Annotated in this window: 14 protein-coding genes; 5 read left to right on the top strand and 9 right to left on the bottom strand. The window is 68.2% G+C overall.

What is annotated here, in order from left to right; genetic code table 11:
• Positions 1–166: 166 nt before the first annotated feature.
• The 3 genes from IFJ75_RS15265 to IFJ75_RS15260 all read right to left on the bottom strand — a co-directional run bounded on the left by IFJ75_RS15265 (position 167) and on the right by IFJ75_RS15260 (position 3,122).
• Positions 167–1,204, bottom strand: a complete 1,038-nt coding sequence (locus IFJ75_RS15265; RefSeq protein ID WP_225896854.1) for an alpha/beta hydrolase — start codon at positions 1,202–1,204, stop codon at positions 167–169.
• Complete coding sequence (locus IFJ75_RS19785; RefSeq protein WP_225896853.1) at positions 1,180–1,320, bottom strand: hypothetical protein; 141 nt, start codon at positions 1,318–1,320, stop codon at positions 1,180–1,182. The genes IFJ75_RS15265 and IFJ75_RS19785 overlap by 25 nt, the downstream gene beginning before the upstream one ends.
• Positions 1,321–1,688: 368 nt before the next feature.
• Positions 1,689–3,122 (bottom strand): SAM-dependent methyltransferase, encoded by a 1,434-nt coding sequence (locus IFJ75_RS15260; protein ID WP_207869125.1) that lies wholly within the window; start codon positions 3,120–3,122, stop codon positions 1,689–1,691.
• A 237-nt stretch (positions 3,123–3,359) separates the two neighbouring features.
• Between IFJ75_RS15260 and rplU the strand changes: the two genes are divergently transcribed.
• The 3 genes from rplU (at position 3,360) to IFJ75_RS15245 (ending at position 5,035) form a co-directional block, all read left to right on the top strand.
• Positions 3,360–3,905 (top strand): 50S ribosomal protein L21, encoded by a 546-nt coding sequence (rplU, locus tag IFJ75_RS15255; protein ID WP_207869123.1) that lies wholly within the window; start codon positions 3,360–3,362, stop codon positions 3,903–3,905.
• 87 nt (positions 3,906–3,992) lie between these two features.
• Positions 3,993–4,274: a 50S ribosomal protein L27 gene (gene rpmA, locus IFJ75_RS15250; protein ID WP_207869121.1), complete on the top strand. Its 282-nt coding sequence runs from the start codon at positions 3,993–3,995 to the stop codon at positions 4,272–4,274.
• Positions 4,275–4,501: 227 nt separating this feature from the next.
• Positions 4,502–5,035, top strand: a complete 534-nt coding sequence (locus tag IFJ75_RS15245; protein WP_207932637.1) for a GNAT family N-acetyltransferase — start codon at positions 4,502–4,504, stop codon at positions 5,033–5,035.
• Positions 5,036–5,083: 48 nt separating this feature from the next.
• On the opposite strand, the gene IFJ75_RS15240 is transcribed toward IFJ75_RS15245, so the two are convergent.
• From IFJ75_RS15240 to IFJ75_RS19780, 3 genes are all read right to left on the bottom strand, one after another.
• Positions 5,084–5,281: a hypothetical protein gene (locus tag IFJ75_RS15240; protein ID WP_207869119.1), complete on the bottom strand. Its 198-nt coding sequence runs from the start codon at positions 5,279–5,281 to the stop codon at positions 5,084–5,086.
• A 150-nt stretch (positions 5,282–5,431) separates the two neighbouring features.
• Positions 5,432–6,022: a BA14K family protein gene (locus IFJ75_RS15235; protein ID WP_207869117.1), complete on the bottom strand. Its 591-nt coding sequence runs from the start codon at positions 6,020–6,022 to the stop codon at positions 5,432–5,434.
• A 63-nt stretch (positions 6,023–6,085) separates the two neighbouring features.
• Entirely contained in the window at positions 6,086–6,295 is a 210-nt protein-coding gene (locus IFJ75_RS19780; RefSeq protein WP_225896851.1) for a hypothetical protein, read from the bottom strand.
• A 445-nt stretch (positions 6,296–6,740) separates the two neighbouring features.
• On the opposite strand from IFJ75_RS19780, the gene IFJ75_RS15225 reads away from it, so the two are divergent.
• Together IFJ75_RS15225 and IFJ75_RS19775 are read left to right on the top strand one after the other, a co-directional pair.
• Complete coding sequence (locus IFJ75_RS15225) at positions 6,741–7,943, top strand: threonine ammonia-lyase (RefSeq protein WP_207869115.1); 1,203 nt, start codon at positions 6,741–6,743, stop codon at positions 7,941–7,943.
• 108 nt (positions 7,944–8,051) lie between these two features.
• Positions 8,052–8,627: an FKBP-type peptidyl-prolyl cis-trans isomerase gene (locus tag IFJ75_RS19775; protein WP_263972990.1), complete on the top strand. Its 576-nt coding sequence runs from the start codon at positions 8,052–8,054 to the stop codon at positions 8,625–8,627.
• Here IFJ75_RS19775 and queG read toward each other — a convergent pair.
• From queG to IFJ75_RS15205, 3 genes are all read right to left on the bottom strand, one after another.
• A complete protein-coding gene (gene queG, locus IFJ75_RS15215; protein WP_207869113.1) occupies positions 8,512–9,744 on the bottom strand; it encodes a tRNA epoxyqueuosine(34) reductase QueG in 1,233 nt (410 codons plus the stop codon). The two genes, IFJ75_RS19775 and queG, sit on opposite strands and share 116 nt — an antisense overlap.
• 354 nt (positions 9,745–10,098) lie before the next feature.
• Entirely contained in the window at positions 10,099–12,072 is a 1,974-nt protein-coding gene (locus IFJ75_RS15210; RefSeq protein WP_207869111.1) for a M1 family metallopeptidase, read from the bottom strand.
• Positions 12,073–12,159: 87 nt separating this feature from the next.
• On the bottom strand, positions 12,160–13,446 hold the full coding sequence (locus IFJ75_RS15205; RefSeq protein ID WP_207869109.1) for a multidrug effflux MFS transporter: 1,287 nt from the start codon (positions 13,444–13,446) through the stop codon (positions 12,160–12,162).
• Positions 13,447–13,571 lie beyond the last annotated feature (125 nt).

Genomic DNA, 13,571 nt, shown 5'->3' with positions numbered 1-13,571 from the left:
GCGCCCGCCCGACCAGGACGAACGGCAGCCAGTGGGTCGGCAGGGCCGCATGCAGAAACGCCGCCACGAAGCCGCCGCCGATCAGCGACAGCAACACATCATGTTCGAGCGGGGAGGGCGTCATTGATCGCCCTGTATCGTGTTATCTTATAACAGTCGAGTGGTTTTATTCCGTAAACACCAGCGGCGTGCCCGGGGCGGGCAGGCAACTCTGGTCCACCGGCTTGGTCGGATCCCTCAGGAAATCCCGCGCCGCCCTCGCCGCGCAGGGGCTGCCGCCGGTGACGCCGTGGGTGGCGTTGGTCACGATCATCACCTGACTGTTCTTGTAACCCTCGGCGGCCTTGCGGGTCAGGGGCGGCGGGCAGCCGGGGTCGATCTCGGCGGCGATGAACAGGGTCGGGATGTCGGTGTGGACCGGGGCGTTCTCGACCGGGTCGGCGGGGCCGACGTCGACGGTGGCGCAGACGTCGAACAGGCGCGACAGGCTGGGGACCGAGACCTCGGCGACCGGATCGCCCGCCGCGCCGGCGGCCAGCCGTTCCTTCGATTCGAACGGCAGCTCCTCCTTGCACAGATGGGCCATGTGCTGGCCCTCTGTATAGTAGGTGCGGTTCTCGGCGGCCTCCGCGACGACCGACAGGTCGCCCGCGATGATCTTCTCCAGATCGGACGGCAGGCTGCGCACGCCCGACCCCGAATAGGTGGTGTCCATCAGGAAGGAGGCCAAGTCCTCGACGGTAAAGGTCTTGCCGTCCTTCCCCGTCTGCGGACCGGCCAGCCACAGCCGGGCATTGGCCTCGAAACGGGTCTGGAGGTCGGGGTGACGGGCGTTGCATTCGGTCTGGGCCGCGCATTTGGCCAGGATGATCTTCACGGCGGCGGAGACCTGCTCCGGCGTGCCGACGGCCCAGTTGCCCTCGGGCGGCCAGGGGCTGTCCATGACCACCGCGCGCACGCCCTGCGGCGCATGGGTGATGACGGCGGCCTCGATGCGCGGGCCATAGGAGCCGCCGAACAGATCGATCCGGTCCAGCTTCATCGCCGTCTTCAGATCGGCGACGTCGGCGGCGATGACGGCGGCATTATATTGCGACAGGTTCACGCCCGCATCCGCCCAGCCCTTCATACAGGCGATCAGCTTGTCGGCGTCTGCCTTCGACGGCGGGCCGGCGTCGGTCAGCTGGGCGCCCGGGCAGTCCATGGAGGGTTGTCCAGCCCGCCGCCGCGCTGGTCGAAATAGATCCAGTCCTGATCGATGGCGGCCAGAGGCCCGGCCCGGTCCGGATTGGCGGCGTAGAAGGCGAGGCGGCGTCCCACCCCTGCACCAGCGCTCCGCCCGGTCCGCCATGAAAGACCACGACCGGCGGCAGGGTCCGGCCCGAGGCGTCATGATACGGCTGGCTCGCCTTCACCGTCGCGACCGCGATCTCGATGCGGCGGGTGTTCGGATCGCCCCGCGTCTCGTCGACCGTCAGGGTTCCGCACTCCACCGTCCGCGCTGTCTGGGCCGGCCAGTTCGCCGGGCAGGCCTTCACCTCATAGACGGGCGCCCCCGCATGGGCGGCCCCGGCGCCGAACGCGAGTCCGAGCGTGGCCGCGGCGAGGGCGGCGAGCAGTCTGGTCATGGGAAGTCCTCCGCCCCCACCCAACACCCGCAAGGCGGAGGAAGGCAAGCGCGGCGGTTGTCAGGCCGGTTTGGCGCGGCTCTTCTTGCCGGTGACTTTCGCAATCGCCTTCGACACCGCCGCCCTGACCCCGCGCGCGGGCTTTGCGGGGGCCTTGGCGACCTTGGTCATGGCGGGCACGGGCCGGTCGGCATAGAGCGACTTGCGGTCCAGCGGCAGTCCGCTCGGTCCCGGACGGCGCTTCTGGGCCACGGTCTGATAGACCAGCACCGAACCGCGCTCGAAGCTCTTCTTGAACAGGGCGAAATAGATCAGCCACAGCCGGGTGCGGGCCTCGCCGACCATGGCGTAGGCCTCCTCGCGCTTCGCATACAGCCGGTCTTCCCAGTGCTGCAGCGTCAGCTCGAAATGCTCGCGCATGTCTTCGACGTCCAGCGTCTCAAAGCCGAGGCGGCCGAGGTTGGTCACCGTCATGCCGATGGTGTCCAGCTCCCCGCCCGGGAAGATGAAGCGGGTGATGACCTTGGTTGTGTTCGTCGCCTTGATCGGGTCCAGACCGCCCCGGCGCACCGAGGCCTGGTGGAAATACAGGCCGCGCGGCTTGAGCAGCCGCTTCATCTCCAGGAAGTGGCGCTCGTGGTTGGCGAAGCCGACGTGTTCGAACATCTCGACCTGCGAGATGGCGTCATACTCGCCGACGACGTCGCGATAGTCCTTGAGCTCGAGCGTGATCTTGTCCGACAGGCCCTCGCGCTCGACCTTGGCCCGGCCGTAGTCCAGCTGCGCCTGCGACAGGGTCACGCCGTGAACGGTGACGCCATAATGTTTGGCCGCCCAGCAGGACAGGCCGGCCCAGCCGCAGCCGACGTCCAGCAACTTCTGGCCCGGCTGCAGACGCAGCTTGCGGCAGATCCGGTCCAGCTCTTCCTGGGCCGCTTCCAGCGTCGTGTTGTGATCGGTGAAATAGGCGCTGGAATAGACCATCTCCGGATCGAGGAAGAGCCGGTAGAAGTCGTTGCCGACATCATAGTGGAACTGGATGAAGTCCTTGTCGCTGCGTCCGGCCTTGTCGGCGCCGATGCCGTCGTTGCCGGTCTTGTCCCATTCCGGCAGCTGGGTCGCCCCGGCGTCCGAGCCGCTGAGCAGGAAGGGAATCGCCGCCTTGGCAATCAGCATCTTGTCGGCGCGCTTGGCCAGGTGGATGGCGCGGCCGTGATCCCAGCGGTCGGCGGCTTCCAGGGGGCTACCGCCCTCGATGCGCATATCGCCCGTGGCGAACATCTCGAACAGGGTCATCAGGCCGGGCTTGAGCAGCAGCCGGCGCACGGCCGAGGGGCGGGCGATGACGATCTGGATGTCGTCGCGGGCGTTGGGCCCCAGCGGCAGGACCTCGCCGTTCCACAGACGTAAGGAAAGGTCGGCCTGAAGCAGTTCGGCGACATGGGCGGTAATGCGGCGCGCAGCGATGATGCGGCTGTCGGCGTCGGTCGTCATAGGCAGTGAATCCTCTTCCCCTTATCCGTTCATTGCACGGTCGCGTTGCGCGGGGCTAGAGAGGCGTGGTGATTCAAGGCGTCACTGTCGTCCCGGAGGCCCCGGGCGAGCCATTTCGCGCGGTTTTGGGCCGGTTTGGCGTTGACTCAGAGGGCCCGGTCCGTATATGTCGCCGCTCTTCGCCCGCGGGGTCATCCGGCGGGCGCATCCTTTTTTGCGTTACGCTGAGGCTCCAACATGTACGCGGTGATCAAGACCGGCGGCAAGCAGTACCGGGTTCAACCGGGCGACACGATCGTGGTCGAGAAGCTGAACGGCGACGCCGGTCAGGAACTGAAGTTCGACAGCGTCCTGATGCTGGGCGGCGACAAGGGCGTGACCCTGGGCGCCCCGCTGATCGACGGCGCCTTCGTCGGCGCGACCCTGATCGAGACCCGCAAGGGTGAGAAGATCAAGATCTTCAAGAAGACCCGTCGTCAGGGCTACCGCCGCACGAACGGCCACCGCCAGCTGGAAAGCGTTCTGCGCATCACCGGCATCGAAGGCGCCGGCGAATCGGCCAAGTGGGACGGCAAGATCGAGCTGACCACCCGCGCCGAGATCAACCTGCGCGCCCGTGGCCTGGCCAAGCGCGACGCGACGTCGGCCCTGGGTTCGACCGAAACGGTCGTCGCCTCGCACGACGGCGCCTCGGTTGACGCCGTGGTCGTCGAGAAGTCCGCACCCGCCAAGAAGGCCCCGGCGAAGAAGGCTGCCAAGCCCGCCGAGACCGACGAAGCGTAAGAAACAACCGCGCTACCCAGCGCGACCCACGAAGACCGCGCTCATCCAGCCTGAAGGCCGGTAGCGCAAAGGAAAGAGGAGCAACCCATGGCTCACAAGAAATCCGGTGGTTCGTCGCGCAACGGTCGCGACTCCCAGTCGAAGCGCCTCGGCGTCAAGAAATACGGCAGCGAAAACGTGCTGGCCGGCAACATCCTCGTGCGTCAGCGCGGCACCCAGTTCCATCCGGGCGCCAACGTCGGCCTCGGTCGCGACCACACCCTCTTCGCGCTCGAGCACGGCGTGGTGAAATTCACGACCAAAACCAACGGCCGTTGTTACGTGTCGATTATTCCGGCCAACGACCAGCAGGCTATGGCCGCCGAGTAACGCGAAACCCGGAATTTTCGGATCGCGTTGCTCGGAAAAGCAGCCGATCCGGACCAGGGAAAATATTCCGCGGGGAGTCTGGATCACCAGGCTCCCCGTTTGCGTTTCCCCGCCTCGAAGTCCGCCCGAGCCCTGCAAGGAGGCGGACCGAACCAGGCGAATGACAGCCGAAAGTGGCCACCGGTTTCGGCGCCCGTCATTCGCCAAACGAGATCGAGGCCAAGACCATGTGCATCATCGAAACTTCCCCGGTCATCGAGACCCGGCGACTGGTCCTGCGCGCGCCCGCGCCCCAGGACGCGCCCCGTATCGCCGCTCTGGCCAATGACCGCGACATCGCGCGAATGACCTGCCGCATGCCGCACCCGTTCGGGACCGGCGACGCGGAGGACTTCGTCATCGCCGTCGCGGGCCAGGATCCGGCCAAGGCCAACACCTTCCTGATCGAGCATGAGGACCTGGGACCCGTCGGGGTCATCGGGATGTTCGAGGACGGGGATGTGGCGCCCGAGACGGGCTACTGGATCGGCCGCGACTTCTGGGGCCGGGGCTTCGCCACCGAGGCCCTGGAGGGCGCCATGGTCTGGGCGAGCCGCAAGTGGAAGCGCCGGGCCCTGGTCGCGGGCCACTTCGCCGACAATGCGGCCTCAGGCCGGGTGCTGGAGAAGGCGGGCTTCCTGTACACCGGCGAGACCCGCCGTCCGTACAGCCAGGCGCGTCAGGCCCCCGTCGACACCCGCCGGATGGTCTGGATCGCCTGAGCCTCCGCCGGGCGTAGCCTTGGGAGGGTGGCGCCGCGACGGCGGGGGTCAGCCTGCCGCCAGGCTGGGTCCGAACACGGCCACGGCGCCGACCGCGCCGGCGAGAACCGCCATCCCCGCTCCGGCGAGGAAGGCGACGACCGTCCGGTTGCGGCGGCGGCGCATGCCGCCTGTGCGGACCTTGCGGATATAGACCTTGGGCGTGCGGTCGAAGGCTTCCGAACCGCTGATGTTGTGTTGGGACATGAACGCGCTCCCCGACTGACGCGCCCTTCGGGGGACGCGCGATCAGTCAGGCGGGCGCGGTGGGGCCAAACAAAGGCGAACGCCGCTCACCCACCAATCCGTGATCGGACAACTGTGGGTCGATGAACCGCCGGATCAGCGCAGAAGGCTTTACCCGCAGAAGACGGGCCGGCCGCTATAGGCGATGTAATAGCCCGTCCGCGGGTCATAGGAGCGGTACTCGGCGCAGCACCAGTTGATCCTCTGCGGGTCGCGGCCGCCCGTGGCGTACTGGCGATGATCATGGCCATAGCGGTCGGCATAGGCCTGACCCGAGGCATAGCCGCCATAGCCGCCGCCCGAATAGACCACGTCCGGCCGTCCGTATTCGCCGTAATAGGTCTGCGCCCCGCCGTAGCTGTAGCCGCCGCCATAGCTATAGCCCGTGCTGCGCCGCCAGGGCGCGCGCTGGTCGCGCCAGCGGGCGTCGCAGTCGGTGCGTCCGCGATCCCAATAGGCGTCGCAGCGATAGTCGCCCGGCACGTCGCGCTGTCCCTGATAGCTATAGTCCCGGCTGCCGTAGCGCCGGTCGTTACGGCGGTCCCCGCAGCGGTCGCCGCAGACCGCGCCCTGCTGATAGCCGTAGAAGTCCTGGGCCCCGCCGGGCTGGTAGCCATAGACCTGGGCCGAGGCGGGCGCGGCGGAGACGATCACGGTCGCGGCCAGAGAGAGCGCGGCGAGGCGCGACGAAACGGAAAACATGGTTAACGCCTCCAGTCGGCCTCTACCCCCTCCAGGGCGACCCGCCGTGTTGATGGGGTACGCTTACAGGGTGACGGAGATCGCTCGCCCGCCGCGCGTCTCGACGCGGCGCATGAGCACGATACGGTCGCCGCCGGCCGAGACCGGGGCGATGATGAACCAGCCGCCGTCCGGCAGGCCGGTCAGGCTGAACCGGTTGTCGGCGCAGGTCGAGGCGCGCACGAAGGAGCGATAGTCCGCGTTCGGATCGGCGACGGTGCGGGCCCGCACCACGGCCTCGGGGATCGCCGCCTGTTCGGTCGAGCCGTACAGGGTGTTGAAGCGGGCGCGGGTATAGGGGTGTCGGGCGTCAGGGCGACCGAGCCGGTGCAGGCATAGGCCGTGCCGTTGCGGCTATAGGCGATCCGGCCCTCGATCGAGCCCTGGCCCTGGCGGGTCGACCAGCCGAAGGCGTCGGCGTTGAAGGCGGTGGACGGCGGGGGCGGGATCATGACGCCGCCGCCCGTGGTCGGGGCGCAGGCCGCGACGCCGAGCAGAGACAGGCCGGCCAGGGTCGCGAGCGCGACCGGACGGGCGCGTCCGATACGGATCTGATTCGACATGGCATAGCCTTCCTGCGTGGTCTCGCGTGCATGGCGAGACGCCCCTAACCATACGCCTAACGCCCGCCCCATGGTCAAGGTTGCGGGCGTTGACGACCTCAGTCACAACATCGCCGATGACCGTGACATTTTCTGACATCCAGGCCGCCCAGACCCGTATCGCGGGTCAGGTGGACCGGACTCCCGTGCGCCATTCCCGTCGCCTGTCCGAGCTGACCGGGGCCGACGTCTGGGTCAAATACGACAATCTGCACTTCACCGGCTCGTTCAAGGAGCGCGGCGCCCTGAACCGGCTGCTGCTGCTGACGCCCGAGGAGCGCAAGCGTGGCGTGGTCGCGGCCTCCGCCGGCAACCACGCCCAGGCCCTGGCCTATCACGGCGGCCGCCTCGGCGTGCCCGTGACCATCGTCATGCCCGAGGGCACCCCCTTCGCCAAGATCAACGGCACCCGCAGCCACGGCGCGACCGTGGTCATCCACGGCCTCGACTTCACCGCCTCGACGGAAGAAGCCAAACGGCTTCAGGCCGAGCACGGCTATGTCTTCGTCTCGGCCTTCGATGACGAGGGGATCGTGGCGGGTCAGGGCGTCTGCGGCATCGAGTTCCTGGAGGACGCGCCCGAGCTCGAGGCCCTGATCGTGCCGATCGGCGGCGGCGGCCTGATCGCCGGCTGCGCCATCGCGGCCAAGGCGATGAAGCCGGACATCAAGGTCTTCGGCGTCGAGGCGGCCCGCTACCCCTCCTTCACCGCCAAACGCGCGGGTGAACCGCCCATCTGCACCGGCCAGACCATCGCCGAGGGCATCGCCATCAAGGCCGTGGGCGACATCCCCTTCGCCCTCGCCAATGATCTGATCGACGAGGTCTTCGTGGTTGACGAGGCCGATTTCGAACGCGGCGTCTCCTTCATGGTCACCCTGGAGAAGACGGTGTGCGAGGGCGCCGGCGCCGGCGGTCTGGCGGCCCTGCTTCGCTACCCCGAGCGCTTCAGGGGGATGAAGGTCGGAATCGAACTGACCGGCGGCAATATCGACGCCCGGATGCTGGCCGTGGTCCTGAACCGCGAGATGGTCCGTGAACGGAGGCTCATTGTTTACAGGATCCTCGGCGACGACCGGCCCGGCATGCTCTCGGCCATGGCGGCGGTGATCGGCGGCCTCGGCGGCAATATCATCGACGTCGTCCACAATCGTCTGGCCCTCGACGTCCCGGCCAAGGGTGCCGAGTTCGACATCATGGTCGAAACGCGCGATAGCGCCCACGCCGACGAGATCGGCGACGCTTTGAAGGACAAGGGTTATGCGCTTCGGATGGGCTAGGGCCGCGACCGCTTCTGTTTTGGCCGCCACGCTTCTGGTCGCCGCCTGCCATCGCCCCCGGTCAGCCCCGAGGAGCTGGCCAGGAACGCCGCCGACGCCGCCGCCTTCATGGACAAGAACAAGTCCGCCCCGGGCATCCAGACCCTGCCCTCGGGCCTGCAGTACAAGGTGCTGGTCTCCGGCCCGTCCGGCGCCGCCGGCCCCGACCGCAACGACCTCGTCCGCGTCGACTATGAGGGCGCCCTGGTCGACGGCACGGTCTTCGACAGCTCGTTCGAGCGCGGCGTGCCGCTGGCCATCCACGTCGACGAGGTCGTGCCCGGCTGGACCGAGGCCCTGCAGCGCATGAAGGCCGGCGACGAGTGGATGCTCTATGTCCCGCCGGAGCTCGGCTACAAGGACCAGCGCGCCGGCGACATCCCGCCCATTCGGTGCTGGTCTTCCGCGTCAAGCTTCTGGACGTGGCCCCGGTCCCCGGCTCCGGCCGCGCCATCGGGTCAGCGAACGGCTGATCCGCGAGGACTTTCTCCTCACCGCGCGCAGCGTGGGGAGGTGGCGCGTCGCTTCTTCAGCGACGTGACGGAGGGCTCTGGCTTCCTTGCCTCCGCGAGATTGAGCGCGGGTCCGGCGAAGAACCCCCTCCACCCCGGCGCAAGCGGGCCGCGGTCCCCCTCCCCACGCTAGGCGTGGTGAGGAAAAGCCCATTCGCTTCTGACCCCCTCATCCTCTTCCCCCGCCAGCCGCGCGTCCCGCTCTCCCGCCCGAACGCCTCCGCGTCCAGCCGCCCCAGCGCCCAGACCGCCGCGCCCCGTACGATCGGCGACGGATCGTCCAGCAGCCGTTCCGCCGTCGCCACCAGTCCCGCATCCGCGCTGTTGCCGACCGCATAGAGGACGTTCCTCAGGAAACGGTCGCGGCCGATCCGCTTGATCGGGCTCTTCGTGAACAGGGCGCGGAAGGCCGGGTCGTCCAGCGCCGCCAGCTCGGCCAGGGCCGGCTGTTCCAGCGCCCCGCGCGACTGCAGCCGCGCCTCCTTCGAGGCGGCGGCGAACTTGTTCCACGGACAGACCGCCAGACAGTCGTCGCAGCCATAGATGCGCGATCCCGTCGCCGTGCGGAACTCGACCGGCCACGGCCCCGCGAACTCGATGGTCAGGTAGGAGAGGCAACGGCGGGCGTCCAACTGGAACGGCGCCGGGAAGGCTCCGGTCGGACAGGCGTCCAGACAGGCGGTGCACGACCCGCAATGCTCGGTCTCGGCCGCATCGGGCTCCAGCGCCGCCGCCGACAGGATGACGCCGAGGAACAGCCAGTTGCCGTGGTCGCGGCTCAACAAGTTGGTGTGCTTGCCCTGCCAGCCGATCCCGGCGCGCTGGGCCAGGGGCTTTTCCATCAGGGGGGCGGTGTCGACGAAGACTTTCACATCCTCGCCCGTCTTCGCCGCGATCTGGCCCGCCAGGGTCTTCAACCGGCCCTTGATGACCTCGTGATAGTCGTCGCCCCGAGCATAGACGGAGATATATCCGGCCGACCGGTCGGCCATCTCGGCCAGGGGATCGGTCTTCGGCCCGTAGTTCATGCCGAGGACCACCGCCGACCGCGCCCCGTCCCACATGGCGGTCGGGTGGGCGCGGCGCTCGAGCGTCGTCTCCATCCAGCCCATCTCCCCGTGCCGCCCGGCCTCGACGAAATGGGCCAGCTTCTCGCCCGCGCTCCAGGGATCGCTGGCCGAGGCGAAACGGCAGACGTCGAAGCCCAGGGCCGAGGCCTGGCTGCGGATGATGTCGCGGGGATCGGCCATCGGGAGCTGATCTGTCACAGAGGCCCTGCCGAGGACAGTGGCTTCCTGCGGAACAAGACCGCCAGTTCGCATCCCCGCGCGTTCAAAGCGGCTATTGATCAAGGCCTTGCCGTTTCGCCGCCCCATTCGGTCCAGCAGTCCCGTGCGACGGGTTATGCTCCGCCCGGGTCTTTGACATCGCCATCCCCTGACGCGCATCGGGCCGCGCGCGCCTTTGCACTCTCAGTGCACTTGAGTGCAACGAGAGCGGTTCTGAAAAGTCGGGCGAATCCAGCCGTCTGCGGGGCGAACCTGTCGGCCCGCTTTCAGGATTGCACCTTTTGAACCCGCTTTTTTCGAGTGCAAAGCCGGCGGTTACTGCCCTGCCGGCTTGCCGACCAGGGCGTCGACCGAACCCGTCGTCACCGGGTGATAGCCGGGCCGGGCCCGGGCGTAGATGCGCGTGGCCAGAGGCCGGCCCCAGTCGCCCTCCTTCCACAGGCTGGTGAACAGGGGCATCACGAACTTCCGGCGACCCTGCGAGGTCAGGAAGCGCTCCAGCGTCGGCACGGCCAGCTGATAGCGATGGGCCACCGCGATCTGCAGCCAGGCGAAGGTCAGTTCGGAGTTGCCTTCGTGCTCCAGGTTCAGGGTCTGATCGAGGTCCGCCAACTGCTGGTTGGTCATCCAGTCAGCCCCATCCCTCAGGTTGGCCGGACGCCACTGCAGGAAGCGCTGCCGCTGCTGGGTGCTCCAGCCCTTCCACGGTATGGCCGAGGCCGGGCCCCGGTTGGCGAAGAAGGCCGTCGCGGCGCGGTCCACGGCGGCGAAGTCGGCCGAGGTCGGTGCCACGGCGTTCGACGGCAGGCCGGGCTGATAGACCCATTCGTCCAGCTTCAGCTGCTGCTCCAGCGCCTGATCGCCCTTCACGAGGTTGGCCCGGATGTCCTGCAGGAACAGCTCCGAGGTCATCGGCCGGAAGGCGTTGCGGTCGAAGTAGCCCTTGAGCCAGGCGTCGAAACGCTGACGCCCGATGGTCCGCTCGATGGTCTCCAGGAAGGCCGCGCCCTTCTCATAGGCGATGTCGGTCATGCCGTCGTCGGGATCGCGCCTGGTCAGGTCGAGGTGCAGCCGGGTGTCCGCCGCCGGCTGGGTTTTCAGCTGCTCCTGCAGGGAGTCCCACCCCAGCACCCGCTCCTGCTGGGCGCGGGCGGGGCTGTAGACGGCCTCCATGATGCGGTTCTGGAAGTAGGTGGTGAAGCCCTCGTTGAGCCAGAAGTCGGCCCAGACGGCGTGGGTCACCGTATTGCCCGACCAGCTGTGGGCCAGCTCGTGCGCCACCAGCGAGACCAGCGACTTGTCGCCCGCGATGACCGTCGGCGTGGCGAAGGTCAGGCGCGGGTTCTCCATCCCGCCGAACGGGAAGGAGGGCGGCAGGACCAGCACGTCATAGCGGCCCCAGCGATAGGGGCCGTACAGGGCCTCGGCCGCGTCGACCATCTTGCCCATCTCGGCGAACTCGGCCTTGACCGCCTCCAGACGGCTCGGCTCGGTCCAGACCCCGACGCGCCCGCCTTCCGAGGCGAAGGCCAGGTCGCCGACGGCAATGGCCATCAGATAGGGCGGGATCGGGTTGGTCATGCGGAAGCGGTAGCTGTGCATGGGCTGGCCGTTCAGGGCCGGGGCTTTCTCGCCGTTCGGCGTCAGCATCTCGGCGCTCATCACCGCCTTCAGCGCCTCGGGGACGGTGATGGTGGCCGAGTAGGTCTGGCGGATGCCCGGGCTGTCCTGTGTCGGGATCCAGGTCCGGGTCAGGATGGCCTCGCCCTGGCTGAACAGGAAGGGCTGCTTGCCGCCCGCCGTCTGGGCCGGGGTCAGCCACTGCAGGGCCGCCGCGTCGGGCTTCGTCGCATAGTCGATGAAGATCTTGCGGGTCTCGCCTGCGGCAAAGGCCGGGAAGGTCACCGTCAGGCTCTGGCCCAGGATCGGGTCGGCGGCGCCGAGGACGAACGACAGCGGCCCCTTGGCGTCGCGGACGGCCTTGATGTCCAGGTTGCGGCTGTCCAGCACGATCTGCGTCGCGCCCGGCTCGGCGGTGACGTCCAGCGCCGCCGTGCCCGACAGGGTGTGGGCGGCGAAGTCGGCGGTCAGGTTCAGGTCGACGTGCTTGACCCGGGCGATCTGCGGCTGGGCGTAGGAGTGGATGTCCTTCGGATAGGTCACCGGCGCGGTCGCCGAGGCGGGCAGGGGCGGCATGTCCGAGGCCGGGTCGGCGGCGGGCTGCTGGCAGGCGGCGACGGCCAGCGCGCCGGCGAGGGCGGCGCTCAAGGCGAGGATAGAGACACCCATTCTGGTTGGGGCAGTCTTGCGGGACATGGAACGCTCCGTTGAACTTCGGCGCGGACCTGAGACCCGTTGGCGTCGGAGATCAACCCCTTATGCGGCGGGGGCCGGGACCGGGTTGCGCGGGACGAACAGCCGCCCTCGTTCGGCGAACAGCACCGCGACGATGGCGATCAGGCCGCAGCCGGTGAAGCCCACGATCATCGGCGCCACCGTGCCGTTGAACTGCTGGCCGATGGCGAAGCCGGTCAGGGAGCCGATGATGGTCGAGATGAACCCCTGGGCCGAGGAGGCGGTGCCGGCGATATGGCCCATCGGCTCCATGGCCATGGAGCCGAAATTCCCGGCCATCAGGCCGAAGCAGAACATGGTCATGGCCTGCAGGGCGGCGAAGCTCCAGATCGACTCATGGCCGCTCAGAACCACCGCCGCATGGACGGCGGCGATGCCGGTGAAGCCCAGAAGGGCGGTGTGGCTGATCTTGCGCGAGCCCAGCTTCACCACGATCCGGGCATTGACGATCGAGGCGACGGCGATGCCGCCGGCGATCACCGCGAAGACGGTGGTGAACAGGCCCGGGGCCTCGAACACGTCGTAGAAGATCTGCTGCGAGGAGTTGATGAAGCCGAACAGGGCGCCCTGCACCGCCGCCATCGCCAGGGTATAGCCCATGGCCTGACGGTTGGTGACCACCGCCTTGAAGGCCCCGGCGATGCGCTTCGCCTCGATCGGCAGCCGGTCCTCGGGATGCAGGGTCTCGGGCAGGCGCAGCCCGGTCCAGATCATCAGGGCGATCCCGGCGAAGGCCAGGACCGCGAAGATCCCCTCCCAGGGCGCGAACAGCAGGATCAGCTGGCCCAGCGAGGGGGCGAGGATGGGCACGCCCAGGAAGACGAGGAAGCTCAGGGACATCACCCGCGCCATGGTCCGGCCGCTGAAGCGATCGCGCACGATGGACACGGCCAGCACCCGCGTCGCCGCCGAGCCCAGCCCCTGTCCGACCCGTGCGATGATCAGGGTCTCGAAGCTGGGCGCGAGCATGGCCACGACGCTGAAGGCCACATAGATGCCGACGCCGATCATCAGGATGGGCTTGCGCCCGAACCGGTCGGCCAGCGGCCCGTAGACGATCTGGGCCACGCCGAAGCCCAGCAGATAGGCGGTGACGATCCATTGCCGACTGTTCTCGGAAACCACGCCCAGGGCGTCGCCCATGGCCGGCAGGGCGGGCAGCATCGAGTCGATCGCCAGGGCGTTCAGCGCCATCATCAGGGCGATCATGCACACGAACTCGGGGAAGCCCGGACCCTTCGCCGCGACCTTGGCTTCCGCCTCGAGTTCGGCAGCATACGCAGGAGTCTGGTCTGAGGGCCTCGTCATGCCGTGACCCATGCGCCACAGACAGCTTCGCCGCAACCGCATAGGGCCCCAAAATGCTGCGCCGCAGCATTATTTGACTGGCCCATTTTACAATCTGGCCTAGGGTAACGGCGGTTCTTCACTCC

The sequence above is a fragment of the Brevundimonas goettingensis genome (genome assembly GCF_017487405.1).
Classification (GTDB): domain Bacteria; phylum Pseudomonadota; class Alphaproteobacteria; order Caulobacterales; family Caulobacteraceae; genus Brevundimonas; species Brevundimonas goettingensis.
This window is presented reverse-complemented; position numbering and strand designations above follow the sequence as displayed.